Genomic DNA, 26,463 nt, shown 5'->3' with positions numbered 1-26,463 from the left:
CGCCCTGAAGGAAGGATATTTTAATGGCATATGATCTCATCGTTATCGGCAGCGGCCCCGGCGGCTATGTCTGCGCCATCAAGGCGGCTCAGCTTGGCCTGAAGGTGGCCGTCGTCGAGAAGCGCGCCACCTATGGCGGCACCTGCCTCAACATCGGCTGCATCCCGTCCAAGGCGCTGCTGCATGCATCCGAGATGTTCCATCAGGTCGCCCATGGCGTCGATGCGCTCGGCGTCGAAGTCGCAGCACCGAAGCTGAACCTCGAAAAGATGATGGCCCACAAGGACGCGACCGTTAAGTCCAACGTCGAGGGCGTCTCGTTCCTGTTCAAGAAGAACAAGATCGACGGCATCCAGGGCACCGGCAAGGTGCTCGGCCAGGGCAAGGTCTCGGTCACCAACGACAAGGGCGAGGAGCAGATCCTCGAAACCAAGAACATCGTGATCGCCACCGGCTCCGACGTCGCGGGCATTCCGGGCGTTCAGGTCGACATCGACGAGAAGGTGATCATCTCGTCGACCGGCGGCATCGCGCTCGAAAAGGTCCCGGCCAACATGATCGTCGTCGGTGGCGGCGTCATCGGCCTCGAGCTCGGCTCGGTCTGGGCGCGCCTCGGCGCCAAGGTCACGGTCGTCGAATATCTCGATACCATCCTCGGCGGCATGGACGGCGAAGTTGCCAAGCAGTTCCAGCGCATGCTCGCGAAGCAAGGCATGGACTTCAAGCTCGGCGCCAAGGTGACGGGTGTCGTCAAGGACGGCAAGGGCGCCAAGGTGACCTTTGAGCCGGTCAAGGGTGGCGATGCGGTGACGCTCGATGCCGACGTGGTGCTGATCGCGACCGGCCGCAAGCCCTACACCGATGGTCTTGGCCTCGATAAGGCCGGCGTCGTCATGGACCAGCGCGGCCGCGTCGAGATCGACCATCACTACCAGACGAGCGTTACCGGCATCTACGCGATCGGCGACGTCGTGCGCGGCCCGATGCTCGCCCACAAGGCCGAGGACGAAGGCGTTGCCGTTGCTGAAATCCTCGCCGGTCAGGCCGGGCATGTGAATTACGACGTCATCCCGAGCGTCGTCTACACCCAGCCGGAAATCGCCTCCGTCGGCAAGACCGAGGAAGAGCTGAAGGCTGCAGGCGTTGCCTACAAGGTCGGCAAGTTCCCCTTCACAGCCAATGGCCGCGCGCGCGCCATGCTTGCCACCGACGGCTTCGTGAAGATCCTCGCCGACAAGGAAACCGACCGGGTTCTCGGCGGCCACATCGTCGGCTTCGGCGCCGGCGAGATGATCCACGAAATCGCCGTGCTGATGGAGTTCGGCGGTTCGTCGGAAGACCTCGGCCGCACCTGCCATGCGCATCCGACCATGTCGGAAGCGGTCAAGGAAGCGGCTCTTTCGACCTTCTTCAAGCCGATTCACATGTAATGATCCAGCGAGGGGGCTGCAGCAAGCGGCCCCCTTGTTCCAGCCGCGCGCTTTCAACATGCCGGCTGTTGTTGCGGTGCTTTCGCCAGTGCCGCGTCAGCGTTCGCTGACATCCCCCCCGGATATTTCGTGGCGGATGGCGATTATCTCTCACTCTTCAGAAGCAGATCGGAGCGCGTGGAAGCGCTCCTCGAACTCCCGCCTGAGGCTGCGTCGTGCTTCGGCCGCGCGCTGCCGGCGCTTGCGGTCAGCGGTGTCAGTGTTCAGCGGAGGTACGGGCGTCGGCGCGCCGTCGGCGTCGACCGCGACCATCGTGAAGTAACAGGAGTTGGTGTGTCGCCGCTCGCCACTCCTGATGTTCTCGGCCTCGACGCGGATGCCGATTTCCATCGAGGTTCGGCCGGCATTGTTGACCGCGGCACGGAAGGTGACGAGCTCGCCGACATGGATCGGCTGGCGGAAGGTCACCTGGTCGACCGAAAGCGTCACCGCATATTGCTGCGAATAGCGCGAGGCGCATGAGAAAGCCACGCGATCCAGGAGATTGAGCAGCGCGCCGCCATGGACCTTGCCGCTGAAATTGGCCATGTCCGGCGTCATCAGCACGACCATTTCGAGTTCGCGTGTGTCGTGGCTGGTTTCCATTGTCCATCTCCAGAATTTGCAACGTTCAGCTTGAGTTATGCAGCTTGTCGGCGCGAAGGGAAGGCCCCACCGCATCGGCGTAGGACGGCCCCGGCGGCAGACTGGGTGTGACGATTGGACCGAGGGCTGCGACAAGCGGTCTCCTGTCCAGGCACGACGGAGGGCGCAATCATGTTTCAAAGGACAAACGACGCCGTGGCGTCAGGAGGAAACATGAAACCGAGAGCCGTGGCCACCTCGTTGCCGAACCGGCATCTACCGCACGCCGATTGGGCCGACCGTTTCGAGCTCGCCCTCGACGGCAAGGGCGTGACCGCCGCGGAAGCGGCCGAACGTTCACTTGGCCGTTCGCCGCGATGGATTCGCGAACTGCTGCGCCTGCGCAACCGCGTGGTCTCGCTCATTGGCCTGAAATCGGCGGCGCCGAAACCGGGTCGCTTCGGGCTGGTCGGGGCGTTTCCGGTGCTGTCGAAAAGCGATGACGAAGTGGTGCTCGGTTTTGACGACAAGCATCTCGATTTTCGCATCGTCGTCGATGTCAGGGCGGGATCCGCGGTCAACCAGATCGTCGGCGTCACCACGCTCGTCCGGCGGCACAATGCGCTCGGGCGGGTTTACCTCGCGGCGGTCACGCCGTTTCACAAGGTGATCGTGCCGACGCTTCTGGCCCGGGTGGCGGGTCCGGGCGGTCAGATTGGCTGATCAGTCTCCGGCTTGAACGCCCGCCAGTCAGTTGGCGCGCGTGACCGTGAAGCCCTGGGCGCGGAGCAGTTCGACCAGGCCTTCCTTGCCCGGAAGGTGCAGCGCTCCGACGGCCATGAAAGCGCCGCCGTCCTTCAGGATCGGTTCGGCACGTGTCGCCATCGTCTTGTTGCGGTCGACGATGATGCGCTGCTCGAAATCGGCATAGCCGAAATCCTCCGCTGTGCCCTTGTCGGAAACGGATCTCATCATCGGCATGATCATGCCGGTGTCGCCGGAAAGGTAGAGGTCGGTCATTGTCGCGAAGACGTCGTCGATCGTCTTGCCGAGCGCCAGCGTCTCGATGAGCGCGCGCAGGTGCAGTTCGGTCGGAAGCGAATCCATCGCTGCGAGCTGTTCGATCAGCGTCTCCAGGCCCTTGAGCGTCTTGCCCTGGCTGACCGCATCCTCGGCAATCTTCTTGTCGAGGAAGGAGGCGCCGGTCGCCTTGCGGCTGATCTCGCAGGCGGGCAATGCGACGAAGCTCGCGATCATCCAGGGTTTCATGCGCGCAACGAGCGTCAGCGGAATGCCGCGGGCTTTGAGGCCCGCTTCGAGCTGTTCGCGATCGCCGGGCTTCAGGAAATCGGCGATCGTCTTGTTATCCGGGAACATGGTGAGGTCGGGCCGCATCAGGATCGCGGCGGCCGATTTCTTCTCGTCGACGATCTCGTCCGATTCGACGATGACGGTTGAGGCTGCCGCAAAAGCGGCCGGCGCTTCGGCGGGAAGCGCCAGCACGCGCGGATCGGTGACATGCATGGTGCCGAGCAGCCAGGAGGCCGCGATGCCGTCCTTCTCGATCTTCCAGAAGATGCCCTTGCCGTTCGGCACGGCGGCGGCTTCCGCTTCGAGTGTGGCGAATTTGGTCGGATCCGTCTTGGCAAGGGCGGTGAGCACATTCGAGCCGCCGCATTCGGCTTCCTGCGCATCGGCTTCCGCGACGAAGAAGAGTGCAACGACGAGGCTGGCGGCAAGAACGACATGCAAGAGGGCAATGAGCCAAAGCGTATCGTCAGCGACCCGCGCAAGCAGGTTGCGGGGCAGGTTTCGATCAGGTCTCGCAAAGGCGGTCATCGTTGTTCCCCGACGGTCGGACGGTCGTTGCTGAACCCTAGGGCCGGGCCGGTCACGGCTTCCTTAAGGGGCATGGTTAATTCATCGTTTCGCCGAAAATCAGGCGCGCGGATGGGCGCGATCGTAGATTTCCAGAAGCCGTGCGGAATCGACACCGGTATAGACCTGCGTGGTCGACAGGCTGGCGTGGCCGAGCAGTTCCTGGATGGTTCGCAGATCGCCGCCGCCGGCCAGCAGATGGGTGGCGAAGGAGTGTCGCAGCGCATGCGGCGTTGCCGTGTCCGGCAGGCCGAGGGCCCCGCGCAGCTTCTGCATTTCCCGCTGGATGATTGCCGGCTGCAGCTTGGCGCCACGGGCACCACGAAACAACGGTTCATCAGCAGGCGGCTGATAGGGGCAGAGTTTGATATAGGCTGCGACGGCTTCACGCGCAGCCTGAATCAATGGCACGAGCCGCGTCTTTCCGCCTTTACCGATGATGCGCAGCGACGAGGGCGAGCCGGCGAAATCGCCCGATGTCAGCCCGAGCGCTTCGGAAATGCGCAGGCCGCAGCCATAGAGCAGTGTCAGCACCGCGGCATTGCGCGCGGCGATCCAGGGCTCCTCGGCAAGCTGCGCCTCCGAGGTCACGACGTTCAGCGCCTCTCGGTCGGTCAGCGGCTTCGGAAGCGATTTCGGCTGCTTCGGCGAGCGCACGGCGGCGGCACCTGCAGCATTGGCAAGGCCGTTGCGTTCGAGAAAGCGCAGGAAGGAGCGCAAGCCGGCGAGGCCACGGCCGAGCGTGCGTGCGCCGGCGCCACCCTTGCGGCGCTGGGCGAGGAAGCCGCGCAGATCCGCCGGCCGCAGCGTCCGGATGTCGGAAAGGCGCGGCGGTCCGGCCAGATGGCCGGTCAGGAATGTCAGGAATTGACGGGTGTCGCGCTCATAGGCCTCGACGGTGTTGTCGGAGAGGCGCCGCTCCCGCATGAGCCCATTGAGCCAACGTTGGCGTTCGGCAAGGAGTTCCGGATGGCCGATGACGAGGAGCTCGTTCATTGTCGCTTCCCAAGTTGGTCCATCGGCGACAATGCCCTGACGCATCTTATGTTTTTGCTAATGCGCCCTTGGAATCTGTCATTCTTCGATCATATAGAATTGCGATGGTCAGCCGGAAAGAATCGGATCGGACTATGGCGGGACGGGATTCGGTGAACGGATTCGCGCATTTTGCTGAAGTAATCGCCCTGGTCTCACAGGGAAAACCTGGTCACATCGTCGACACCCTGATTGCCGAGCGCGGGCAGCGCATCGTCAAGAGCCCGATGTGGCCGTTGATGCGACCTTTTCTCTACGCATTGCTGAACTACCGCAAGGCGCACGAGTTCGCCGATGCGGTCGCCAACATGCCCGGCTTCCAGGCCTTCGAACATCTGAGTTCGCTTCTCTCGCTGGAGGTGCGGGTTGACCGGGCCGAGCGCATTCCGGCCAAGGGCGGCTTCCTGCTCGTCAGCAACCATCCGACCGGCATAGCCGACGGTATCGCTGTTTTCGACCTGCTCAAGACACGGCGGCCGGACATGATGTTCTTTGCCAATCGCGACGCCATCCGCGTCAATCCACGCTTTGTCGAGATGGTCATCCCCGTCGAATGGCGTGAGGAGCACAAGAGCAAGCTGAAGGCCCGCGAGACGCTGCAGGTGACCAACCGGGCGATCGGCGAGGGCAAGGCGACGGTGCTCTTCCCTTCCGGGCGCATCGCCTACTGGGCGGACGGCTGCCTCAACGAGCGGCCGTGGAAGACGTCTGCGGTGGGCTTTGCGCGCAAATACGGCCTGCCGATCCTGCCGGTGCACATGAGCGCCCGCAATTCCGGCCTGTTCTACTGGTTCGCCAAATGGTCAACGGAACTGCGCGACATGACCGTGTTCCACGAGCTGCTCAACAAGAAGGGCGACTTCTTCGATTTCCGCATCGGCAACCTGATCCCGCCGGAGGCGCTGGAAGGCGAGCCTGGCGAGGTGACGAAGGCGCTCGAGCGGCACACGGTGTTCGATCTGGCCATGGACGCGGACGTGGCGTTCCAGCCCCGGTTGCAAGCAGCGGCCGCGCTCTAGCGATCAGCCGCGCCATGCCTGCCAGGCTTCACGCCGGGCTGCGGATCGGCTAGGTCTTGAGCCATGCAGCTTCAATCCATGTTTGCCGAAAACTACCGTTCGTTGAAGTCGATCCGCATGGATCTGACGGGCGTCAACCTGTTCATCGGCGAGAACGGCGTCGGCAAGTCCAATCTCTATCGCGCGCTTCAACTCGTGCAGTCGGCGACGCGCGGCACTCTGGCACGCGAGATCGCGGAGGAGGGCGGCATGTCGTCGGCGCTCTGGAGTGGCCGCCGCCGCGCCGACAAACCGGCGCGCATCCGGCTCGAAACCGAGCTATTGGACGAGGAACGTGCGATCACCTTCCGCTACCGCATCGAGGCGGGATTGCGCCCGCCCACCGCTGCCGCTGGCTTTGCCTATGAGCCTCAGGTCAAGGAAGAGGAGTTGACCGTCGAAACCGGCCGCCGGCCGGTGACGATGATGAAGCGGTCCGGCCCCGGCATCTTCGTGCGCGGCGAGCGCGGGCGGATGGAGGACTACCCGGAAACGGCTCTGACTTCAGAAACGGCGATCTCGCTGCTCGGTGATGCCGGTCACTATCCGGAGGTCGGCACCTTTCGCCGCGCGGTCGACCAATGGCGGTTCTTCCATGGCTTCCGCACCGATCGCGATTCGCCGTTGCGGCTGCCATGCCTCGCCGTTACGGCGCCGATGCTCGACGAGACGGGCGTCAACATGGCTGCGGTGTTTGCGACGCTCAGGCACACACGCGAGGACACGGTCGATCTCGACCGCGCTATTGCCGACGCCTTCGGCGGCGCCTATCTTGACGTTCCCGAGCCGGGACAGTTTGCCGAATTCTCGTTGGTCTTTCCGGATTTTCCCAACCGGCCGTTTTCGCCGCGCGAGCTTTCCGACGGGCAGATGCGCTTCCTGGCACTGGCGGCGGCGCTGCTTTCCTATCGCCGTCCCCGCTTCATCGCGCTGAACGAGCCGGAGACGAGCCTGCATCCGGACATGCTGCCGGCGCTCGCCGACATGGTCGCCAGCGCTTCGCGCGAAAGCCAGATCTGGATCGTCACCCATTCTGAGCGGTTGGCGGAGGAAGTGCGCCAGCGTTGCGGCATCCGTCCGCGCCGGGTGATCCGCAAGGACAGCGCCACCTGGATCGACGACATGCGGCTGACGGGGCTGATGGACGGCGACGAGTAGCAACAAAAAACCCCGCATCGCTGCGGGGTTTTCATTCATTCCTGAAGCAATCAGGCGATCTTCTGGCCGGTCTTGGCCCAGTCGGCCAGGAACATTTCGAGGCCCTTGTCGGTCAGCGGGTGCTTGACCAGAGCCTTCAGCGTTGCCGGCGGCGCGGTGATGACGTCGGCGCCGATGAGGGCGGCTTCCTTGACGTGGTTCACGGTGCGGATCGAGGCTGCAAGGATCTCGGTCTCATAGCCGTAGTTGTCGAAGATGTGGCGGATCTCGCGGATCAGGTCCATGCCATCGAAGGCGATGTCGTCGAGGCGGCCGACGAAGGGCGAAACGAAGGTCGCGCCGGCCTTGGCGGCGAGCAGGGCCTGGTTGGCCGAGAAGCACAGCGTCACGTTGGTCTGGTGGCCGTCCGAGGTCAGCGCCTTGCAGGCCTTGAGACCGTCAAGCGTCAGCGGCAGCTTGATGCAGATGTTGTCGGCGATCTTCGAAAGAACGGCCGCTTCCTTCATCATCTCGGCGTATTCGGTGGCGGTCACTTCAGCCGAAACCGGGCCTTCGACGATCGAGCAGATTTCCTTGGTGACTTCCGTGATGTCGCGGCCCGACTTCAGGATCAGCGACGGGTTGGTGGTGACGCCATCGAGAAGGCCGAGATCGTTCAGCTCGCGGATTTCCTTGACGTCGGCGGTATCAACGAAAAATTTCATGGAGTCACTCCTTGGGCACGATTGCCGCTCGGGCGCATCTCTACCGGGGAGGAATTCCGTTGGCAGAGATCGCGCGCGTTGAAACTCTGGTGGAACCGTGACAAACCCTGCGCCGGCAAGGCTGCGGTTCGCAGCGCAGTTTTCTTTAACCGAAACACGTGGCAAGGTCACGGCAAAATGACTCGCGATTCAACCGATTTATTCGGCGATTTGCTCGGGCCGATTTCTGCCCGTCGCGTCGTGCCGGTCCTGGTGCCCATGCCGGCGCCGAAAGCCTATTCCTATGCGGTTCCCGACGGCATGGCGGTCGAGCCGGGCTCGATCGTGCAGGTGCCGCTCGGCCCCCGGCTCGTCGTCGGCGTGGTCTGGGATGGAGACGATGACGGCAATGTCGATCCGAAGAAACTCAAGACAATCGAGAAGGTTTTTGACTGCCCGCCGCTGACGAGGGACATGCGAACTTTTCTCGACTGGGTTGCTGCCTACACCGTGACGCCGCCGGGGCTCGTCGCGCGCATGGCGCTCCGGGCGCCGGCCGCCTTCGATCCGGAGCCGATGGTGGAAGCGCTGCGCCTCACGGACATGCGGCCGGAGCGCATGACGGCGGCGCGCGAGCGCGTGATCGCGACCGCCAGCGATGGCGTCTCCTGGACGCGCTCCGGGCTTGCGCATGCGGCCGGAACTTCGTCGAGCGTGATCGAGGGACTGACGCAGCAAGGCGTCTTCGAAACCGTATTCATGGCGCCGCCGCCGGTGGTTGCCTTGCCTGATCCCGATTTTGTCGCGCCCCGGCTCGAAGGGCCCCAGAAGGATGCGGCAGCCGATCTCCTGGCGGCGGTGGAGGAGGGCGGCTTCTCTGTGTCGCTGATCGACGGCATCACCGGCTCCGGCAAGACCGAGGTTTATTTCGAGGCGATTGCCGCGACGCTTCGGGCAGGCAAGCAAGTGCTGATACTCTTGCCGGAGATCGCGCTGACATCGAGTTTCCTCGAGCGCTTCCAGGATCGTTTCGGGGCGAAGCCGGCGGAGTGGCACTCGGACCTTGCGCCGCGGACGCGCGAAAAGGTCTGGCGCCAGGTGACGACCGGCACGGTGCGCGTCGTTGCCGGCGCGCGGTCCGCGCTGTTCCTGCCGTTCGAAGCGCTCGGTCTCATCATCGTCGACGAAGAGCACGACCCGGCCTACAAGCAGGAAGACCGCGTCTTCTACAATGCGCGCGACATGGCGGTCGTGCGCGGTCGGATCACCGGCTTTCCCGTCGTGCTCGTCTCGGCGACGCCATCGGTCGAAAGCCGGGTCAATGGCGAAGTCGGCCGTTACAAGCCGATCCACCTGCCAACGCGTTTCGGCGATGCGGCGCTGCCGCGGCTCGGCGTGGTCGATATGCGCCAGCATCCGCCGGCGCGCGGCGGCTTCCTTTCGCCGGTTCTCATCAACCAGATCGGCAAGGCCGTTGAGCGCGGCGAACAGGCGCTGCTTTTCCTCAACCGCCGCGGCTATGCGCCGCTGACGCTCTGCCGCGTCTGCGGCCATCGCTTCCAGTGCCCGGACTGTTCAAGCTGGCTCGTCGAACACCGCTTCCGCGGGCAGATCCAGTGCCACCATTGCGGCTATACGGAGAAGACGCCGGAGGCCTGCCCCGAATGCGGCACGCTCGATCACCTGGTTGCCTGCGGCCCCGGCGTCGAGCGCATTGCCGAGGAGGTGGAGCGGCATTTCCCAGAAGCGCGCACGATCGTGCTCTCCTCGGACCTCATGGGCGTCAAGCGGCTGCGGCTGGAACTCGACGCCATTGCGCGCGGCGAAGCGGATATCGTCATCGGCACCCAGCTCGTCGCCAAGGGACACAACTTTCCGCTGATGACGCTGGTCGGCATCGTCGATGCCGACCTCGGCTTGGCCAATGGCGATCCGCGGGCAGCCGAGCGAACCTTCCAACTGCTCTCGCAGGTGACCGGACGCGCCGGGAGAACCGGCCTCAAGAGTCTCGGCCTGTTGCAGACCTACCAGCCGCAGCATCCGGTGATGCAGGCCATCGTCTCCGGCGATGCGGATGCCTTCTACGACCGCGAGATCGCCGAGCGCGAAAAGGCCTTGCTGCCGCCCTTCGGCCGGCTCGCCTCGCTGATCGTTTCGGCCGATACCCGTCAGGATGCCGAGGGCCATGCGCGGGGCTTGCGCATGGCTGCGCCGCGGACCGACGGCATCACCATTCTCGGCCCGGCGGAGGCGCCGCTGGCGCTGATCCGTGGACGGCATCGCTTCCGCCTGCTGGTGCATGGCCGGCGCAACAGCGACATGCAGGCTTTCGTCAAGGCGATGATCGCCGCCGGCCCCAAGGAGCGCGGCTCGATCAGCGTCCAGCTCGACATCGATCCCCAAAGCTTCCTGTAAAATCAAGTTTCCTGTGATCGTCGCGTTGAACAGGCCGCGGGCGATTCACAACCGGGGCGACATGCGCTAGAGGTCAAGGACGCGCCGCTTCGGCCGAAGACGAAACGGCATGACAAGGGCTCATCTGCAGGAACGGGCATGGAATTCTACATTCCGACGGAAACCGGCGAATTCCTCGCCTTCTGCGCGGCCGTGGCTGCGGCGCTGATCGGCGTCGTCATGCTGTTTGCGCCGCGGCTTACCTTTCGTGCGGCTGGCATCGGCATTGCCGAGGGGCGGCGCGGCGGTTATGCCGAGGCACGCTCCACCATGGGCGGCATGCATGTGGGGCTCGGCCTTGCCGCGATCCTCCTGGCGCAGCCGATGGTCTATCTTGCAGTCGGAGCGGCGTTCGCGCTTGCCGCCTTCGGCCGAATCCTCTCGATGATGAGCGACAACGGCGGCACGGTCTACAACTGGCTGGCGCTCTTCGTTCAGGCGGCACTCGCCATCCTTCCGCTCGCATACGTCTTCGGCATGATCTGATCGTGCCGCGGGCCGTTCCGCGATTCACAACGCAGGAAACGAATTTACGGCAAAATTCGGCCAAGGTGGCCGACTTATGCCGCATTCCTGCCGTTCGCGTGTTGCGAGTCCAAACATCCTATGCTAGACGAACCGCGAATTGCGGGGGAAGTGGGTCGCCAGGCCTCGATATCCTGCAAATTATTGCAGCAAATTCAAGAATTTAAGTTGACGGCCCACCGCCAGCTCGGTTCTTGGATGAAAATGAGAGAAGCTTGTGCCCGTGGCAGACACATCCCAGCTTATTTCCGGTGTTGCAGAAAGATACGCGTCCTCGCTTTTTGAACTCGCGCTCGGCGCCGGTTCCGTCGAGGCAGTCGGCGCGGATCTGACCCGCGTCCAGGCCCTGATCGACGGCAGCGATGATCTGAAGCGGCTGATCGTAAGCCCGGTCTTTTCTGCAGACGACCAGTTCAAGGCCATTTCGGCAGTTGCCGAGAAGGCTGGCATCTCCGGGCTCGTCGGCAACTTCCTCAAGGTCGTTGCGCGCAATCGCCGCCTCTTCGCGCTGCCGGGCATGATCAAGGCGTTCCGCCTGATCGCCGCACGCCATCGTGGCGAAATCTCCGCCGACGTCACGTCGGCCCATGCGCTCTCTGCAGCGCAGGAAAACGAATTGAAGGCGACGCTGAAAAGCGTCACCGGCAAAGACGTGGCGGTCAACGTCAACGTCGACCCGTCTATTCTTGGAGGTCTGATCGTCAAGGTCGGGTCCCGCCAGATTGACACCTCCCTTCGCACCAAACTCTCTACCCTTAAGCTTGCACTGAAAGAGGTCGGCTGATGGATATCCGCGCCGCGGAAATTTCCGCAATTCTCAAAGATCAGATCAAAAATTTCGGCCAGGAAGCAGAAGTCTCCGAAGTCGGTCAGGTGCTTTCCGTCGGTGACGGTATTGCCCGCGTCTACGGCCTCGACAATGTTCAGGCAGGCGAGATGGTCGAATTCCCGGGTGGAATTCGCGGCATGGCGCTGAACCTCGAAGCCGACAACGTCGGTGTCGTTATTTTCGGTTCGGACCGTGACATCAAGGAAGGCGACACCGTCAAGCGGACCGGCGCCATCGTGGACGTCCCGGTTGGTCCGGAACTGCTCGGCCGCGTCGTCGACGCGCTCGGCAACCCGATCGACGGCAAGGGCCCGATCAACGCCAAGCAGCGCTCGCGCGTTGACGTCAAGGCTCCGGGTATCATTCCGCGCAAGTCGGTTCATGAGCCGATGTCGACCGGCCTCAAGGCCATCGACGCTCTGATCCCGGTTGGTCGTGGCCAGCGCGAGCTCGTCATCGGCGACCGCCAGACCGGCAAGACCGCGATCATCCTTGACACGATCCTCAACCAGAAGGCCATTCACGACAATGGTCCGGAAGGTGACAAGCTGTATTGCGTCTACGTCGCAATCGGCCAGAAGCGTTCGACGGTTGCCCAGTTCGTGAAGGTTCTGGAAGAGCGTGGCGCTCTGCAGTACTCGATCATCGTTGCTGCAACCGCATCCGACCCGGCTCCGATGCAGTACCTCGCACCGTTCGCCGGTTGCGCGATGGGCGAATACTTCCGTGACAACGGCAAGCATGCCCTCATCGGCTACGACGACCTGTCGAAGCAGGCTGTTTCCTACCGTCAGATGTCGCTCCTGCTGCGCCGCCCGCCGGGCCGCGAAGCTTACCCGGGCGACGTTTTCTACCTGCACTCCCGCCTGCTCGAGCGCGCTGCAAAGCTCTCGGACGACAATGGCGCCGGTTCGCTGACGGCTCTGCCGGTCATCGAAACGCAGGGCAATGACGTTTCGGCGTTCATCCCGACCAACGTGATCTCGATCACCGACGGCCAGATCTTCCTTGAAACCGACCTGTTCTACCAGGGCATCCGTCCGGCCGTTAACGTCGGTCTGTCGGTTTCGCGCGTCGGCTCTGCCGCGCAGATCAAGGCGATGAAGCAGGTTGCCGGCTCGATCAAGGGCGAACTCGCTCAGTATCGTGAAATGGCCGCCTTCGCGCAGTTCGGCTCGGACCTCGATGCCGCTACGCAGCGCCTGCTGAACCGCGGTGCCCGCCTGACCGAACTCCTGAAGCAGCCGCAGTTCTCGCCGCTGAAGACGGAAGAGCAGGTCGCTGTCATCTTCGCAGGTGTCAACGGTTACCTCGACAAGCTGCCGGTCAACCAGGTTGGCAAGTTCGAGCAGGGCCTGCTTTCGTACATGCGTTCGGAAGGCAAGGACATCCTGGAAACCATCCGCAAGGACAAGGCGATCTCCGACGACGTCAAGGGCAAGCTGAAGGCTGCAATCGACAGCTTCGCCAAGTCTTTCGCCTGAGCGGATTTCATTTAGGACGGATAACGGATGCCTTCACTTAAGGATCTGAAGAACCGGATCGCCTCCGTCAAGGCGACGCAGAAGATCACCAAGGCGATGAAAATGGTCGCCGCGGCGAAGCTTCGGCGTGCGCAGGAGGCGGCCGAGGCCGCCCGGCCTTATTCGCAGCGCATGGCTGCCGTTCTTGCCAACATCGCCCAAGCGGTTGGCGCGGACGACAGCGCGCCTGCTCTGATGACGGGCACCGGCAAGGACGACACGCATCTGCTGGTCGTCTGCACGGCTGAACGCGGCCTTTGCGGCGGCTTCAACTCGCAGATCGCCCGTCATGCCCGCGATCACGTTCGCAAGTTGCTTGCAGCCGGCAAGACGGTCAAGATCATCTGCGTCGGCAAGAAGGGCTTCGATATTCTGCGTCGCGAATACGCGTCGCTGATCATCGATCGTGTCGACCTGCGTGAGGTCAAGAAGATCGGCTTCCAGAATGCCGACGACATTGGCCACAAGGTGATCGCGCTCTTCGAAAAAGGCGAGTTCGACGTCTGCACGTTGTTCTATTCTGAGTTCAAGTCCGTTATCGCCCAGATTCCGACGGCACAGCAACTGATCCCCGCTTCGGCCGGTCCGGTTGCAGCGCAAGCATCCGATGCTTCTGCCGTCTACGAATATGAGCCGGACGCGGGCGCGATCCTGAGCGATCTCATTCCGCGCAACATTTCCGTGCAGATCTTCCGGGCCCTGCTCGAGAACGTTGCCGGCGAAATGGGTGCGAAGATGAGCGCGATGGACAATGCGACGCGCAATGCTGGTGAGATGATCAACAAGTTGACGCTGAGCTACAACCGTCAGCGCCAGGCTCAGATCACCAAGGAACTCATTGAAATCATCTCGGGCGCGGAAGCGCTCTAAGGTTACGGAAAGAGGGTAAGGATTATGGCTAAGGCAGCTACCCCGAAAGAAACCGCAGCGGAGAAGAAGCCCGCTGCACCGAGGAAGGCAGCTTCCGCCAAGACCGCAGCAGTTGCCGCAACAGGCGCTGTCGGTCGCGTAACGCAGGTCATCGGCGCCGTCGTTGACGTCGTGTTCGAAGAAGGCCAGCTTCCGCAGATCCTGAACGCGCTGGAGACCGACAACCACGGTAACCGCCTCGTTCTCGAAGTCGCTCAGCACCTCGGCGAAAACTCCGTCCGCACGATCGCCATGGACTCGACCGAAGGTCTCGTCCGCGGCCAGCCGGTCACCGACACCGGTGCGCCGATCACGGTTCCGGTTGGCGACGAAACGCTCGGCCGCATCATGAACGTCATCGGCGAGCCGGTCGACGAAGCCGGTCCGCTCGTTACCTCGGGCAAGCGCGCGATCCACCAGGATGCGCCGTCCTACGTCGAGCAGTCGACGGAAGCACAGATCCTTGTCACCGGCATCAAGGTCGTCGACCTTCTCGCGCCTTACGCAAAGGGCGGCAAGATCGGCCTCTTCGGTGGTGCAGGCGTCGGCAAGACCGTTCTCATCATGGAACTGATCAACAACGTCGCCAAGGCGCACGGTGGTTACTCGGTGTTTGCAGGCGTGGGTGAACGCACCCGCGAAGGCAACGACCTCTACCACGAAATGATCGAGTCCGGCGTTAACAAGCATGGCGGCGGCGCAGGCTCCAAGGCTGCGCTCGTTTACGGCCAGATGAACGAACCGCCGGGCGCCCGCGCTCGCGTCGCTCTGACGGGCCTCACGATCGCTGAAGACTTCCGCGACAAGGGCCAGGACGTTCTGTTCTTCGTCGACAACATCTTCCGCTTCACCCAGGCAGGTTCCGAAGTGTCGGCTCTGCTCGGCCGTATTCCTTCGGCCGTGGGTTACCAGCCGACGCTGGCGACCGACATGGGTCAGATGCAGGAACGCATCACCACGACGACCAAGGGTTCGATCACCTCGGTTCAGGCCATTTACGTTCCGGCCGACGACTTGACCGACCCGGCGCCGGCTACCTCGTTCGCCCACCTGGACGCAACGACGGTTCTGTCGCGCTCGATCGCCGAAAAGGGCATCTACCCGGCCGTTGACCCGCTCGACTCCACGTCGCGCATGCTCGACCCGATGATCGTCGGCGAAGAGCACTACGAAGTGTCGCGTAAGGTGCAGACGACCCTGCAGCGCTACAAGTCGCTCCAGGACATCATCGCCATCCTCGGCATGGACGAACTGTCTGAAGAAGACAAGATCGCCGTTGCCCGCGCTCGTAAGATCGAACGCTTCCTGTCGCAGCCGTTCTTCGTCGCCGAAGTCTTCACGGGTTCGCCGGGCAAGCTCGTCGCTCTCGAAGACACGATCAAGGGCTTCAAGGGCCTGGTCAACGGCGAATACGACCACCTGCCGGAAGCTGCCTTCTACATGGTCGGCTCGATCGAAGAAGCGGTCGAAAAGGCCAAGAAGCTGGCTGCTGAAGCCGCTTGATAGCACTGTTAAGCCTCGGCGCCATGGCGCCGAGGCTTTCATCCTGCCTTTCGATAAGGGCAGGGAAGACATGCACAGCCGCCTTCGGGTGGCGCGCCCACGAAAAGTGAATGGTCATGGCCGATTTCAACTTTGAGCTTGTTTCCCCCGAGCGCCTGCTCCTCTCCGAAAAAGTGACGGAAGTCGTTCTTCCGGCGACTGAGGGCGAGATGACCGTGATGGCCAATCACGCTCCGACGATGACGACGATCAAGCCCGGCGTGGTCACGGTGAAGACGGCGGACGGCAAGACCGAGCGTTTCGCCGTGTTTGGCGGCTTTGCCGACATCCTGCCGACCGGTTGCACGCTTTTGGCCGAGTCTGCCGTTCATGTCGACGAACTCGATCGTACGGTTCTCGAAAACCGCATCGACGCGGTTCGCGCCGAGCTCGAAGGCGCCGGCGACGAGAAGAAGACCCGTCTCGAGCAGTTCGTCGCCGAACTGACGAAGCTCGGCGAGATCGTGATCCCGGCCTGAAAGGGGCACCCGGAAGGGTAATGCAAATCCGAAAGCCCCGCCTTCGTGCGGGGTTTTTTGTTGATCGCGAGTTCTTTGCCGTGACGCTTCGCTTAAGTGGAGCGGGATGCGGGCGGACAACCGTATACCCTTCCTCATCAGTACTAGCCTTCGCGTCGGTGAATGGCTTGCCCGGATCGGCGCTTTAGCTATTCTTCATCAGAAGCCCTTTATTGGTCCCTGAAAGTTCAGCTCAAAGAAGAAGAGGCGCCGGCATGACGTCAAAGATTGTTCCGGTGATCATGGCGGGCGGGCGCGGCACCCGTTTGTGGCCGCTCTCTCGCGCCGCCGCTCCGAAGCAATTCCTGCAGATCCTTTCCGATCGTTCACTGTTCCAGCAGACGCTGGAGCGCGTGCGCGACGCCGGCCAGTTCGAGCCGGCCATCATCGTCACCAACAGCGACTTTCGCTTCATCGTCGCGGAGCAGGCGCGGGCGATCGACGTACATCTGGGCGACATCCTCCTTGAGCCGGTTGCACGCAACACAGCGCCGGCGCTGACTGCCGCGGCTTTCCAGGTACTCAGCCGTTACGGCAAGGGTGCGGTCATGCAGGTGCTTGCTTCTGACCATGAGATCGATGCCGGCGAGGTCTACAGGGATTGCATACTCAGGGCGCACCAGGCCGCCCGCCACGGAGAACTGGTGACCTTCGGCATCACGCCGACGGAACCGGCGACCGGCTACGGCTACATCGAGCGCGGCGAAGAACTGACGGCTGGCACGAACCGTGTGGCGCGGTTCGTCGAGAAGCCGGACCGCGCCAAAGCCGAGGCAATGCTCGAGACCGGGCGCTACCTCTGGAACTCCGGCATGTTCATGCTGCCGGTAAAGCACTTTCTTGATGAGATGAAGCGCCACGCGCCCCAGGTCTGGGAAGCGACGAAGCTCGCGGTGGAAGGGGCTCAGAAGGATCTCGACTTCACCCGGCTGCACGCGGCGAGCTTTGCCGCTGCGCCTGATATCTCCGTCGATTATGCGGTCTTTGAAAAGACTGAGCGGGCGGCTGTGGTGCCGTCTTCCTTCCTCTGGTCCGATCTCGGCAGCTGGGACGCGGTCTGGAAGACGGGAGAAAAGGACGGCGACGGCAATGTCGTCACCGACAAGGCCACGGTGTCGAACACGCGCAATTCGCTGGTCCTGTCGCGCGACATTCACCTTGCAGTTCAAGGGCTGGACGATGTCGCCGTCATTGCCGGCGAGGATGCCGTCTATGTCGGACGGCTGGCCGATAGCCAGAGCGTCGGTTCCATCGTCAAGACGCTGGCGAAGTCGCCACAGACGGCGGCGCTGACCGAGATACACCCGACGTCCTATCGCCCCTGGGGGGCGGTCGCGGCCATTTCGGACGGAGAACGCTTTGCCGTCAAACGTCTGCGCGTGAACCCCGGCAAGAAGATCTCACTGCAGAAGCATCATCATCGGGCGGAACATTGGATCGTGGTGCGCGGCACTGCGGAGATCACGATGTCCGGGGAAACGCGAATGCTGCACGAGAATGAGTCGGTCTATATTCCGCCGGGGATCGTGCATCGGCTTCACAACCCGGGCAAAATCCCGCTGGAACTGATCGAGGTGCGCACCGGCTCCTATCTCGGCGAAGATGACATCATCCGTATCGAGGACGAATTCGGCCGAAGCTAAGGGGTATCCGTCAAAGTGCTACGGCGACCTTTGCGCGCGTCTGATACGACGCGGCGCCTCAGGCCCGAATGATCGGACGACACGAAAAAAGCCCGGGCCAAGACCCGGGCTTTGCGTAGGTGAGAGCGGGACGTCTGTCCCGCTCCAAATTCGGCACGCTTATAGCTGAAGGATCAGCCGGCGACGCGCTCGGTTTCGCCCTTCTGAGCGTAGTAGTGGCCGAAGCGGTTTGCGAGGAAGGTGTCGAGGCTGATGTCTTCCTGGCGAACGAAGCCCTTCGAGGCGATCTTGCCTTCGGCGAGCAGGTCGAGCACGGCGCAGATGCTGCCTGCCGTGGTGATCTGGATACCGCTCTGCATACGACCGGCAACGACGCCGCTATAGACCTTGTTGGCGTAGGTTTCCTGGATCAGGCGGCCGCTGCGGAAGCCCGAAACCGTAACGAAGATCACGACGACGTCCTGAGTGGTGGTCGGCAGGGCGTTCTCGAAGATGTCCTTGAGGACTTCGCGGCGGTGGCGCAGGCCGAGGTCGTTGAGGAGCGCCTTCATGATGGCGGCATGGCCCGGATAGCGGATCGTCTTGTAGTTCAGCGTGCGAACCTTGCCCTTCAGCGTTTCGCAGAGCGTGCCGAGACCGCCCGAGGTATTGAAGGCTTCATAGGTGACGCCGTCGAGCGAGAATTCTTCGCGCTCTTCCATTGCCGGCACTTCGATGAGGTTGTTTTCGACGATCGCTTCGCAGGGCTCGATATATTCGTTGATAACGCCGTCGGTGCTCCAGGTAAGATTGTAGTTGAGCGCGTTCGACGGGTACTGCGGCAGGGCGCCAACGCGCATGCGCACGCTTTCCAGCGTCTCAAAGTGGCTGGCGAGATCGTTGGCGACGATCGAGATGAAGCCCGGTGCGAGGCCGCACTGCGGGATGAAGGCGGTGTTCGCCTTGGCGGCGATCGCCTTGACCTGGCGAGTGGATTCGACGTCTTCGGTCAGGTCCAGATAGTGGATGCCGGCTTCAGCAGCGGCTTCGGCGATGGCGACCGTCAGGTGGAACGGAGCGGCGCTGAGGACGGCAAACTTGCCCGAGAGAAGAGCGACGAGCTGCTTCTTGTCGGCGATATCGACCGTCGCGGTCGTGATGGCAGCGTGCTTTTCCACCTGCTCCAGCTGCTCGGCGCTGCGGTCGGCGACGCAGACGCTGTAGTCGCCGGTATGGGCGAGCATGCGAGCGATGGTGGAGCCGATCTTGCCTGCTCCGATGACGACGATATTCTTCATTCTTTCCCCCAGGGCATGAGAACTGTGTGTGCCCCTATTGTCGTGGGAGGGGTTGTTGATTTGAAGCGCCGAAACGACTAAATCGCCTATAGATATTCGGCAGATTGCCCAACTGGACCGACGAAATGCAAATCACGGACAAGGATCGAGAGCTCCTCGCCGTCCTCAGCGAAAATGCCCGCATGCCGACGGCGACGATCGCGCGCCGGCTCGGCCTGTCGCGCACGACAGTGCAGGCGAGGATCGAGCGGTTGGAGCGCGAGGGAATCATCGCCGGCTACGGCGTGCGCCTGTCGGAGAGCTACGAGAAGGGGCTGGTCAAGGCGCATGTGCTGATCACCATCGCGCCGCGGGCGCTGAGCCGCGTGACCCCTGAACTCAGTGCCATCCGTGAAATCCAGACGCTGCATTCTGTCAGCGGCAGTTTCGATCTTATCGCCGTGGTCGCGGCGACGTCGATCAGCGAACTTGATCTTCTGATCGACCGCATCGGCGAGATCGACGGCGTCGACCGGACGCTATCTTCGATTATCCTTTCGACCCGGATCGATCGGTAGGCCGTTGCTTTCCTAAGTCAGCGAGCGACGGAATCGTCATGGCGCATGCCCCGCGGAGGGCTTCTCGCCGAGCGTGGCGTCCGTCGCTGGCTCCTTCCCATTCGGCACTTTTGCCGGCACGTTCCAGTCTGTCGGGCCCTTGACGAAGCTACGCAGTCCGGCATCGCCATAGGCGAGCCATTTGCTCCGGTCGAAGTAAAGCTCGGCAATGCTCTTCGGCCGCGCGCGCGGCGGCTGGTTGGCAAGGAAGTTAAAGCGCGGCGTCACCTCGTCGGACTCGCGCTTGAACTGGATGCGGCTGCCGAAACGCTTGAGATCGAATTCCTTCAGCGCCTGGATCTGCAGTGTGACGCTTGCGGCATCGGCCCAGCGCACGTGGTCGAGGAACACGGCCGCTGCCCGCGCCGCTGCCGTGGTCACGGCCTGGCGGTCCTCCGGTCGCTCGATGTTGAGCTTGACGCGGAAGGAGGTGATTTCCTCCTCGCCGCTGCCTTTGACGAAGATGAAGATCGATGAAGGCTTGTCCTCGCCCGGACGCGGGAAGGAGACGAGTGACGAACATTCCCATTGGGCACGCTCACCGGCACCGGCTTTCCATTCGAGTTCGCGAAAGCCGGCGTCGCGCAGCTCGTCGCAGAGCGCCTTGGGATCGCTGCGGATGACGCGCAGGAACTGTTGCTCCGGCGTCTGCAGATCCTGGAAGGTCCAGGCGGGCAGGGCGATGCGTGGCGGTTCGCGCCTTGCCGGCTTTTCGCCCGTCGGTTCGGAGGGCTTGCTCTTTGCCAGGAAGGTCGTCGGCAGCCCCAATGCCACGAGAACTTTCTTGAGGTTGCGCTGTTCGTTGGCAAGCAGGGCCGTCGCGAGAATGGCGGTGACGATCAGGATGAGGGCGACGAGAAAGAAGCGCAGTCCCGTCCGACCGGCAGGCTTTGGAGCCGGCGTCTTGCCACGGGTCGCGCTCATGCTGCCCCGCCTGCCCGGCGGGGCGCGATGAGGCGCGGCGCCTCCAGCAAAAGGTGATCGGTCGGCCGGGCTTCCATGATCTCAAGCTATCAACGGGTCTAGGCCTTCTTCATCCCCGAAATCCGTCGCGGCGGCAATATGCAACCGCCGATATCGGCAAGCGACTGTCACGTCTCAACACAACGCGCCGCTGAACGAGCGTTACGGTGAACTAGGAAGTTGAAATCCGGGGACGATCACATAGCTTCTGGACGCAAACATCGAATGGAATACGTCATGGCAAACCCGAATTCAGCCGAGCTTGTGATCGATGCGTCGCTGGTACGGCGGCTGATCGCGACACAGTTTCCGCGATGGTCGGATCTTGCGGTGCGCCCGATCGAGCCCGGCGGCTGGGACAACAGGAGCTTCCGGCTCGGCGAGCAGATGACCGTGCGCCTGCCAAGCGCCGAGCGCTATGTGCTGCAAGTGGATAAGGAGCACCGCTGGCTGCCGCGGCTGGCTCCCCAATTGCCGCTGCCCATTCCCGTGCCGCTTGCCAAGGGCACGCCGGGAGAAAGCTTTCCCTGGCCCTGGTCGGTCTACCGCTGGCTTCAGGGGGAAACGTTGGCCGTGGAGCGGGTCGCAGATCTCGGGCAAGTGGCGAAGGATCTCACGCGGTTTCTGCGCGCCTTGCGGCAAGCGGATGCTGCGAGTGGGCCCTTGCCCGGCGACCACAATTTCCACCGCGGCGGTCCGCCTGCCTTCTATGACGAGCAGACACGTCAGGCGCTCCCACTGCTTGAGGGACAGGTCGACACGGCGGCGGCCAGAGAGGTCTGGGAAGCGGCCCTTGCTGCGCCATTCGAGGGGACGCCCGTCTGGTTTCACGGCGATATCGCCTGGGGCAACCTTTTGGTCGCGCAGGGTCGCTTGAGCGCGGTCATCGATTTCGGCACTTCGGGTGTCGGCGACCCCGCCTGCGATCTGGCGATAGCCTGGACGTTCTTCCATGGCGAGAGCCGCGAGGTCTTCCGTGATGGCATGACCCTCGATCGCGGTGCCTGGGCCCGCGGGCGTGGCTGGACCCTGTGGAAGGCGCTGATCGTGCTTGCCGGCATGACCGGCGCGCCTGCAAGCGAGAAGGCAAAGCAGCGCACGGTGATCGAAGACGTGCTTGCGGATCATCGCCGCTTCGGCTAGCGCCCAAGCCACGATCGGGCGCAAGCCAGCTTGACCCCGCTGCAAATTGCCTCTAGGTCAGGCGCACGCGGGACGACCCGCGTCGGTGCTTCGCCTGGGGACGGCCCCAGTATCTCGACCGAGATACTTGGAGTCGATCGCATCATGCAGCCCCAAAGCTCGCGGCACGTCCGCGCGACCTTTCCCTTTATTGAACAGCCTGGTCATTCCATCGGAAGCAATCGCTTCGTGGAACGATCTCGGCCGCCGATCGCTTGTCCAACACATTGACGCGCCGGCGGCCGCCGACGCGCGCCGCCGATGCGTCTCCGCCAACACATGAGGTTGATGATGGCCGGACCCATCGAACAATTTGAGATCAAGTCGCTCCTGCCGATCGCCGAGATCGGCGGTCACCAGATCAGCGTTACCAACTCGGCCGCCTATATGGCGTTGACGGTGGCGATCGCCAGTCTTTTCCTGCTCCTGTCGACGGGAAGACGCGGCCTCGTGCCGAACCGGGCGCAGTCGGCTGCCGAGATCCTCTATGAGTTTGCGGCAAAGACGCTGGGCGACAATGCCGGCGCGAAGGGCATGCGTTTCTTTCCGCTGGTCTTCTCGCTGTTCATGTTCATCCTCACCGCCAACCTGATCGGCATGTTCCCCTATGCCTTCACGGTGACGAGCCATATCGCGGTCACCTTCGCGCTGGCCATGCTGGTGTTCCTGACGGTCACGCTCTATGGCCTCTACCGGCACGGCCTCGGCTTCCTCAGGCTGTTCATGCCGGCGGGCGTGCCGTTGATTCTGGCGCCGATCATCATCCCGATCGAGGTGGTCTCCTACCTCTCGCGCCCCGTCAGCCACTCGGTTCGTCTCTTCGCGGTCATGCTGGCCGGCCATATCACGCTCAAGGTTTTCGCCGGCTTCGTCGTGGGCCTCAGCGGCTTTGGGGCGCTCGGGATCCTGGCTGCGGTCATGCCCCTGCTGATGACGGTGGCGCTGACCGGGCTCGAACTGCTTATGGCGCTCATCCAGGCCTATATCTTCACCATGCTCACCTGCATGTATCTCAACGACGCGCTCCATCCGAGCCACTGAGAACAGGCGATGAGGCTCCCTGCAACGGGAGCCTCTTTGTCATTCGATCGCCCGCCGCGCTTCGTTCCGGTAGGTCCGCCAGGAGGTCCAGGCAAAGGCGATCAGGAACATCACGGTCATCAGGAGCACGATGGTCGGCGCCGGCGCGCTGTCGATGAAGAAGGAGAGATAGACGCCGCAGAAGGAGGCCGTCATCGCGATGAGCACGGCGACGATGAGCATGGCGCCCATGGTGCGGGTGACCAGGAAGGCGATGGCGCCGGGTGCGATCAGCATGGCGATGGCAAGGATCAACCCCACCGCCTTCAGCGCGCCGACGATCGTCAGCGACAGGATCGCGAGCAGCCCATAGTGCAACCAGTTAACCGGAAGACCGACGGCCTTGGCCTGGGCGGGATCGAAGGCGTGCAGCAGGAAATCGCGCCATTTGACGGCGAGAATACCGGTGGCGACCAAGGCGATCACGCCGGTCTCGGCGATGTCGCGCCAGCCAATGCCGAGCATGTCGCCGAAGAGGATGTGGTCGAGGTGCACGTCGCTCTGGATCTTGGTGTAGAGCACCAGCCCGAAGCCGAACATGCCGGAGAAGACCACGCCCATCACCGTATCCTGCTTGATGCGGCTGTTTTCCTTGAGATAGCCGGTCAGGAGCGCGCAGGACATGCCGGCGGCAAAGGCGCCGACGGCAAGCGGCAGGCCGACGATGTAGGAGATGACAATGCCGGGGAAGACCGCATGCGAGATCGCGTCGCCCATCAGCGACCAGCCCTTCAGCACCAGGAAACAGGAGAGCATGGCGGTCGGGATCGCCACCAGCACCGAGATCAGAAGCGCGTTGCGCATGAACTCGAATTCGAAGACCGCAAGCAGCATGTCGAGCGAGATCATCGGGCAGCCTCCATCGGTTCGGCGCTGCGCCTGCGCGCGGCGAGCAGCCCGTGCTTCGGGGCCAAGACGAAGGCCGTCAGGAAGATGAGTGTCTGCAGCACGATGATGATGCCGCCGGTGGCACCGTCGAGGAAGTAGCTGAAATAGGCGCCGAAGAAGCTCGTCAGCGCACCGATGGCGACGCTGATCAGGATCAGCCGCGGAAAGCGATCCGTGAGCAGGTAAGCGGTCGCGCCAGGCGTCACCACCATGGCGATGACAAGGAAAGCGCCGACGGTCTGCAGTGCTGCGACCGTACAGGCCGAGAGCAGGGTGAAGAACAGCACCTTGAGGAAGGTGGTGGGAATGCCGATCGAGCGGGCGTGGCTCTCATCGAAGAAGGTCACCATCAGGTCCTTCCACTTCGCTGTCAGAATGACCAGCGAGACGATGCCGATGATCGCGAGCTGCAGTGTGTCGGCGGGCGTGATCGCCAGGATGTTGCCGAGCACGATGGTCTGAATATTCACCGATGTCGGCGACAGCGAGACCATGAAAAGCCCGAGGCCGAAGAAGGAGGTGAAGATCAGGCCGATGATCGTGTCTTCCTTGAGCCTTGTGCGCTGGTTGAGAAACAACATGGCGCCGGCGGCAAGCGAGCCGGAGAAGAAGGCGCCGAGCGAGAAGGGCAGGCCCAGCATATAGGCGCCGGCGACCCCCGGGACGATCGAATGCGAGAGGGCATCACCGATCAGCGACCAGCCCTTGAGCATCAGATAGGAGGAGAGGAAGGCGCAGACGGCGCCGACCAGCGCGCTCACCCACATGGCATTGACCATGTAGCCATAGGTGAAGGGTTCCAGGAGCGTGGCGATCATTTGCCGTTCGGTTCCCCGTTGGTCTCGGGTTTTGCCGGCTGCGCCACCATCCGATCCTTGTCGCCATACATGACGAGCGGGCGCTCGTCGTCGGTGATGACGGCGAGCTGCCGCGGATCGGCATCGTCATGCAGGTTTTCGCCGCCGAGCACGAAGTGCCGGAGAACGCCGCCGAAGGCGAGTTCCAGGTTTTCGCGGGTGAAGGTGGTTTCCGTCGGGCCATAGGCGAGCACGGTGTTCTTGAGGAGCACGGTGCGGTCGCAGAATTCCGGCACACTGCCGAGATTGTGGGTGGAAACCAGCATGACCCGGCCCTCGTCACGCAGGCCGATCAGGAGGCGAATGATCGCGTCCTCGGTCTTGACGTCGACGCCGGTGAACGGTTCGTCGAGCAGGATGACCTTGCCATCCTGGGCGAGCGCGCGCGCCAGGAAGACGCGCTTCTTCTGGCCGCCGGAGAGTTCACCGATCTGGCGCTTGCGATAGTCGCTCATGCCGACGCGCGCAAGCGCTGCCTCGACCGCCTCATGATCCGCCGTCTTCGGGATGCGCAGCATGTTCATGTGGCCGTAGCGGCCCATCATGACGACGTCCTCGACCAGGACCGGGAAGTTCCAGTCGACCTCCTCGGCCTGCGGCACATAGGCGACGAGGTTCTTCTTGAGCGCTTCCGGAACCGAACGGCCAAGGATCGAGATCTCGCCGCGCGAGAGCCGGGCAAAGCCCATGATCGCCTTGAAGAGTGTCGACTTGCCGCTGCCGTTGACGCCGACGAGCGCGGTGATCGTGCCCGTCGGGATCTCGAAGGTCGCGTCGCGCAGGGCCCGCAGGCCGTTGCGGTAGGTGACTGTCGCGCCAGAGACACGGATGCCGCTGCCCTGTTCGCCGGACGCCGGCACGGGGCCGGAGCGGGGCTTCACCTGAAGGTTCATTGCGAAAGCCCCTTGGCGATGGTTTCCGATGTGACGCGCAGCAGATCGATATAGGTGGGAACCGGACCGTCCGCCTCGCTCAAGGAATCAACGTAGAGCACGCCACCGTATTTTGCACCGGTTTCGCGCGCCACCTGCTCAGCCGGATCGGGCGAGATCGTGCTTTCGGAAAAGACGACCGGAATGTGGTTGGCCCTGACGGCGTCGATGACCTTGCGGACCTGTTGCGGGGTACCCTGTTGGTCGGCATTGATCGGCCAGAGGTAGAGTTCCTTCATGCCGAAATCGCGGATCAGGTAGCTGAAGGCGCCTTCGCTCGAAACCAACCAGCGCTTGTCTTCGGGGATCTTGGCGATCTCGGCGCGGATCGGCGCGATGGTCGCCTCGATCTTCTGCTTATAGGCCTCGGCATTCGCCTTGTAGGTCTCGGCATTGGCGGGATCGTACTTCACGAAGGCGTCGCGAATGTTGTCGACATAGATGAGGGCTGCCGATGGCGACATCCAGGCATGCGGATTGGGCTTTCCGCTGTAGGGGCCTTCGGCAATGCCCATGGGCTCGACGCCGGTCGAGACGACGGCACCGGGGACGTCATCAAAGTTCTGGAAGAATTTCTCAAACCAGAGCTCCAGGTTCAGACCGTTCCACAGGATCAGCTTGGCGTCGTGCGCCTTCAGGATGTCGCGCGGGGTCGGCTGGTAGTTGTGGATCTCGGCACCCGGTTTGGTGATCGATTCGACGATTGCGGCGTCGCCCGCGACGTTCTTGGCCATGTCGGCAATGACCGTGAAGGTCGTCACTGCCTTGAATTTCTCCTGCGCTGAGCCGGCGCCGGGAAGGAGCGCGATGGCTGCCAGGGCAGCTGCCGCTGCCAGGATCGCGCGCTTCGTCTGATCGATCATTCGCTACTCCCAGATG

25 protein-coding genes are annotated in these 26,463 nt (G+C 62.9%); 15 read left to right on the top strand and 10 right to left on the bottom strand.

Annotation, left to right across the window (positions count from 1 at the left end; genetic code table 11):
- Window positions 1–23 precede the first annotated feature (23 nt).
- Entirely contained in the window at window positions 24–1,430 is a 1,407-nt protein-coding gene (gene lpdA / locus AC3WWH_RS10950) for a dihydrolipoyl dehydrogenase (protein WP_058321732.1), read from the top strand.
- A gap of 150 nt (window positions 1,431–1,580) precedes the next feature.
- Here the strand turns inward: lpdA and AC3WWH_RS10945 are convergent, their stop codons facing one another.
- Window positions 1,581–2,075: an acyl-CoA thioesterase gene (locus AC3WWH_RS10945; RefSeq protein ID WP_057255010.1), complete on the bottom strand. Its 495-nt coding sequence runs from the start codon at window positions 2,073–2,075 to the stop codon at window positions 1,581–1,583.
- Between the two features lie 213 nt (window positions 2,076–2,288).
- Here AC3WWH_RS10945 and AC3WWH_RS10940 point away from each other — a divergent pair, with 213 nt between their 5' ends.
- Window positions 2,289–2,777, top strand: coding sequence for a DUF2867 domain-containing protein (locus AC3WWH_RS10940; RefSeq protein ID WP_057255011.1), 489 nt, complete (start codon window positions 2,289–2,291; stop codon window positions 2,775–2,777).
- Between the two features lie 27 nt (window positions 2,778–2,804).
- Here AC3WWH_RS10940 and AC3WWH_RS10935 read toward each other — a convergent pair whose 3' ends face one another.
- Both AC3WWH_RS10935 and AC3WWH_RS10930 read right to left on the bottom strand, forming a co-directional pair.
- Window positions 2,805–3,893 (bottom strand): TraB/GumN family protein, encoded by a 1,089-nt coding sequence (locus AC3WWH_RS10935; RefSeq protein WP_058321733.1) that lies wholly within the window; start codon window positions 3,891–3,893, stop codon window positions 2,805–2,807.
- A gap of 99 nt (window positions 3,894–3,992) precedes the next feature.
- Entirely contained in the window at window positions 3,993–4,928 is a 936-nt protein-coding gene (locus AC3WWH_RS10930; protein ID WP_058321734.1) for a tyrosine recombinase XerC, read from the bottom strand.
- A gap of 134 nt (window positions 4,929–5,062) precedes the next feature.
- Here AC3WWH_RS10930 and AC3WWH_RS10925 point away from each other — a divergent pair, with 134 nt between their 5' ends.
- Window positions 5,063–5,986, top strand: a complete 924-nt coding sequence (locus AC3WWH_RS10925) for a GNAT family N-acetyltransferase (protein ID WP_058321735.1) — start codon at window positions 5,063–5,065, stop codon at window positions 5,984–5,986.
- Between the two features lie 63 nt (window positions 5,987–6,049).
- Complete coding sequence (locus AC3WWH_RS10920; RefSeq protein WP_058321736.1) at window positions 6,050–7,183, top strand: AAA family ATPase; 1,134 nt, start codon at window positions 6,050–6,052, stop codon at window positions 7,181–7,183.
- Between the two features lie 50 nt (window positions 7,184–7,233).
- Here the strand turns inward: AC3WWH_RS10920 and fsa are convergent, their stop codons facing one another.
- Complete coding sequence (gene fsa, locus AC3WWH_RS10915) at window positions 7,234–7,887, bottom strand: fructose-6-phosphate aldolase (protein ID WP_057255016.1); 654 nt, start codon at window positions 7,885–7,887, stop codon at window positions 7,234–7,236.
- A gap of 177 nt (window positions 7,888–8,064) precedes the next feature.
- On the opposite strand from fsa, the gene AC3WWH_RS10910 reads away from it, so the two are divergent.
- The 8 genes from AC3WWH_RS10910 to AC3WWH_RS10875 all read left to right on the top strand — a co-directional run bounded on the left by AC3WWH_RS10910 (window position 8,065) and on the right by AC3WWH_RS10875 (window position 17,809).
- The gene (locus AC3WWH_RS10910; protein WP_058321737.1) at window positions 8,065–10,281 is read left to right on the top strand and encodes a primosomal protein N'; all 2,217 of its coding nucleotides are present in this window, start codon (window positions 8,065–8,067) and stop codon (window positions 10,279–10,281) included.
- Between the two features lie 138 nt (window positions 10,282–10,419).
- Entirely contained in the window at window positions 10,420–10,806 is a 387-nt protein-coding gene (locus AC3WWH_RS10905) for an AGROH133_08824 family phage infection protein (protein ID WP_057255018.1), read from the top strand.
- 262 nt (window positions 10,807–11,068) lie between these two features.
- Window positions 11,069–11,629, top strand: coding sequence for a F0F1 ATP synthase subunit delta (locus tag AC3WWH_RS10900; protein ID WP_063891456.1), 561 nt, complete (start codon window positions 11,069–11,071; stop codon window positions 11,627–11,629).
- On the top strand, window positions 11,629–13,158 hold the full coding sequence (atpA, locus tag AC3WWH_RS10895; protein WP_057255020.1) for a F0F1 ATP synthase subunit alpha: 1,530 nt from the start codon (window positions 11,629–11,631) through the stop codon (window positions 13,156–13,158). The genes AC3WWH_RS10900 and atpA overlap by 1 nt, the downstream gene beginning before the upstream one ends.
- A 27-nt stretch (window positions 13,159–13,185) precedes the next feature.
- Window positions 13,186–14,067 carry a F0F1 ATP synthase subunit gamma gene (locus AC3WWH_RS10890; protein WP_058321739.1) on the top strand — a complete coding sequence of 294 codons (882 nt, stop codon included), beginning with the start codon at window positions 13,186–13,188 and terminating at the stop codon, window positions 14,065–14,067.
- Between the two features lie 24 nt (window positions 14,068–14,091).
- Window positions 14,092–15,609 carry a F0F1 ATP synthase subunit beta gene (atpD, locus tag AC3WWH_RS10885; protein WP_058321740.1) on the top strand — a complete coding sequence of 506 codons (1,518 nt, stop codon included), beginning with the start codon at window positions 14,092–14,094 and terminating at the stop codon, window positions 15,607–15,609.
- Window positions 15,610–15,725: 116 nt separating this feature from the next.
- Window positions 15,726–16,127, top strand: a complete 402-nt coding sequence (locus AC3WWH_RS10880) for a F0F1 ATP synthase subunit epsilon (RefSeq protein ID WP_058321802.1) — start codon at window positions 15,726–15,728, stop codon at window positions 16,125–16,127.
- A 254-nt stretch (window positions 16,128–16,381) separates the two neighbouring features.
- Window positions 16,382–17,809 carry a mannose-1-phosphate guanylyltransferase/mannose-6-phosphate isomerase gene (locus tag AC3WWH_RS10875; RefSeq protein ID WP_058321741.1) on the top strand — a complete coding sequence of 476 codons (1,428 nt, stop codon included), beginning with the start codon at window positions 16,382–16,384 and terminating at the stop codon, window positions 17,807–17,809.
- 173 nt (window positions 17,810–17,982) lie between these two features.
- Here AC3WWH_RS10875 and AC3WWH_RS10870 read toward each other — a convergent pair whose 3' ends face one another.
- Window positions 17,983–19,086, bottom strand: a complete 1,104-nt coding sequence (locus AC3WWH_RS10870) for a saccharopine dehydrogenase family protein (protein WP_057255024.1) — start codon at window positions 19,084–19,086, stop codon at window positions 17,983–17,985.
- A gap of 125 nt (window positions 19,087–19,211) precedes the next feature.
- Here AC3WWH_RS10870 and AC3WWH_RS10865 point away from each other — a divergent pair, with 125 nt between their 5' ends.
- Window positions 19,212–19,643, top strand: coding sequence for an Lrp/AsnC family transcriptional regulator (locus AC3WWH_RS10865; RefSeq protein WP_057255025.1), 432 nt, complete (start codon window positions 19,212–19,214; stop codon window positions 19,641–19,643).
- 36 nt (window positions 19,644–19,679) lie between these two features.
- On the opposite strand, the gene AC3WWH_RS10860 is transcribed toward AC3WWH_RS10865, so the two are convergent.
- The gene (locus AC3WWH_RS10860) at window positions 19,680–20,606 is read right to left on the bottom strand and encodes a DUF6030 family protein (protein ID WP_058321742.1); all 927 of its coding nucleotides are present in this window, start codon (window positions 20,604–20,606) and stop codon (window positions 19,680–19,682) included.
- Between the two features lie 276 nt (window positions 20,607–20,882).
- Here AC3WWH_RS10860 and AC3WWH_RS10855 point away from each other — a divergent pair, with 276 nt between their 5' ends.
- Complete coding sequence (locus AC3WWH_RS10855) at window positions 20,883–21,788, top strand: aminoglycoside phosphotransferase family protein (protein WP_058321803.1); 906 nt, start codon at window positions 20,883–20,885, stop codon at window positions 21,786–21,788.
- A gap of 330 nt (window positions 21,789–22,118) precedes the next feature.
- The gene (locus AC3WWH_RS10850) at window positions 22,119–22,868 is read left to right on the top strand and encodes a F0F1 ATP synthase subunit A (protein WP_113398903.1); all 750 of its coding nucleotides are present in this window, start codon (window positions 22,119–22,121) and stop codon (window positions 22,866–22,868) included.
- 39 nt (window positions 22,869–22,907) lie between these two features.
- Here the strand turns inward: AC3WWH_RS10850 and AC3WWH_RS10845 are convergent, their stop codons facing one another.
- Genes AC3WWH_RS10845 through AC3WWH_RS10830 form a run of 4 tightly spaced genes read right to left on the bottom strand, consistent with a single transcriptional unit; the run spans window position 22,908 to window position 26,447 of the window.
- Window positions 22,908–23,756, bottom strand: a complete 849-nt coding sequence (locus tag AC3WWH_RS10845; RefSeq protein ID WP_058321744.1) for a metal ABC transporter permease — start codon at window positions 23,754–23,756, stop codon at window positions 22,908–22,910.
- Window positions 23,753–24,613 (bottom strand): metal ABC transporter permease, encoded by an 861-nt coding sequence (locus tag AC3WWH_RS10840; RefSeq protein WP_057255029.1) that lies wholly within the window; start codon window positions 24,611–24,613, stop codon window positions 23,753–23,755. Before AC3WWH_RS10840 ends, AC3WWH_RS10845 begins: the two co-directional genes overlap by 4 nt.
- Window positions 24,610–25,545, bottom strand: coding sequence for a manganese/iron ABC transporter ATP-binding protein (locus tag AC3WWH_RS10835; RefSeq protein ID WP_058321745.1), 936 nt, complete (start codon window positions 25,543–25,545; stop codon window positions 24,610–24,612). Before AC3WWH_RS10835 ends, AC3WWH_RS10840 begins: the two co-directional genes overlap by 4 nt.
- Entirely contained in the window at window positions 25,542–26,447 is a 906-nt protein-coding gene (locus AC3WWH_RS10830) for a metal ABC transporter substrate-binding protein (protein ID WP_057255031.1), read from the bottom strand. The genes AC3WWH_RS10835 and AC3WWH_RS10830 overlap by 4 nt, the downstream gene beginning before the upstream one ends.
- Between the last annotated feature and the right edge of the window lie 16 nt (window positions 26,448–26,463).

This window comes from Ensifer sp. EB106-03-01-XG145, from assembly GCF_058792075.1.
This window is presented reverse-complemented; position numbering and strand designations above follow the sequence as displayed.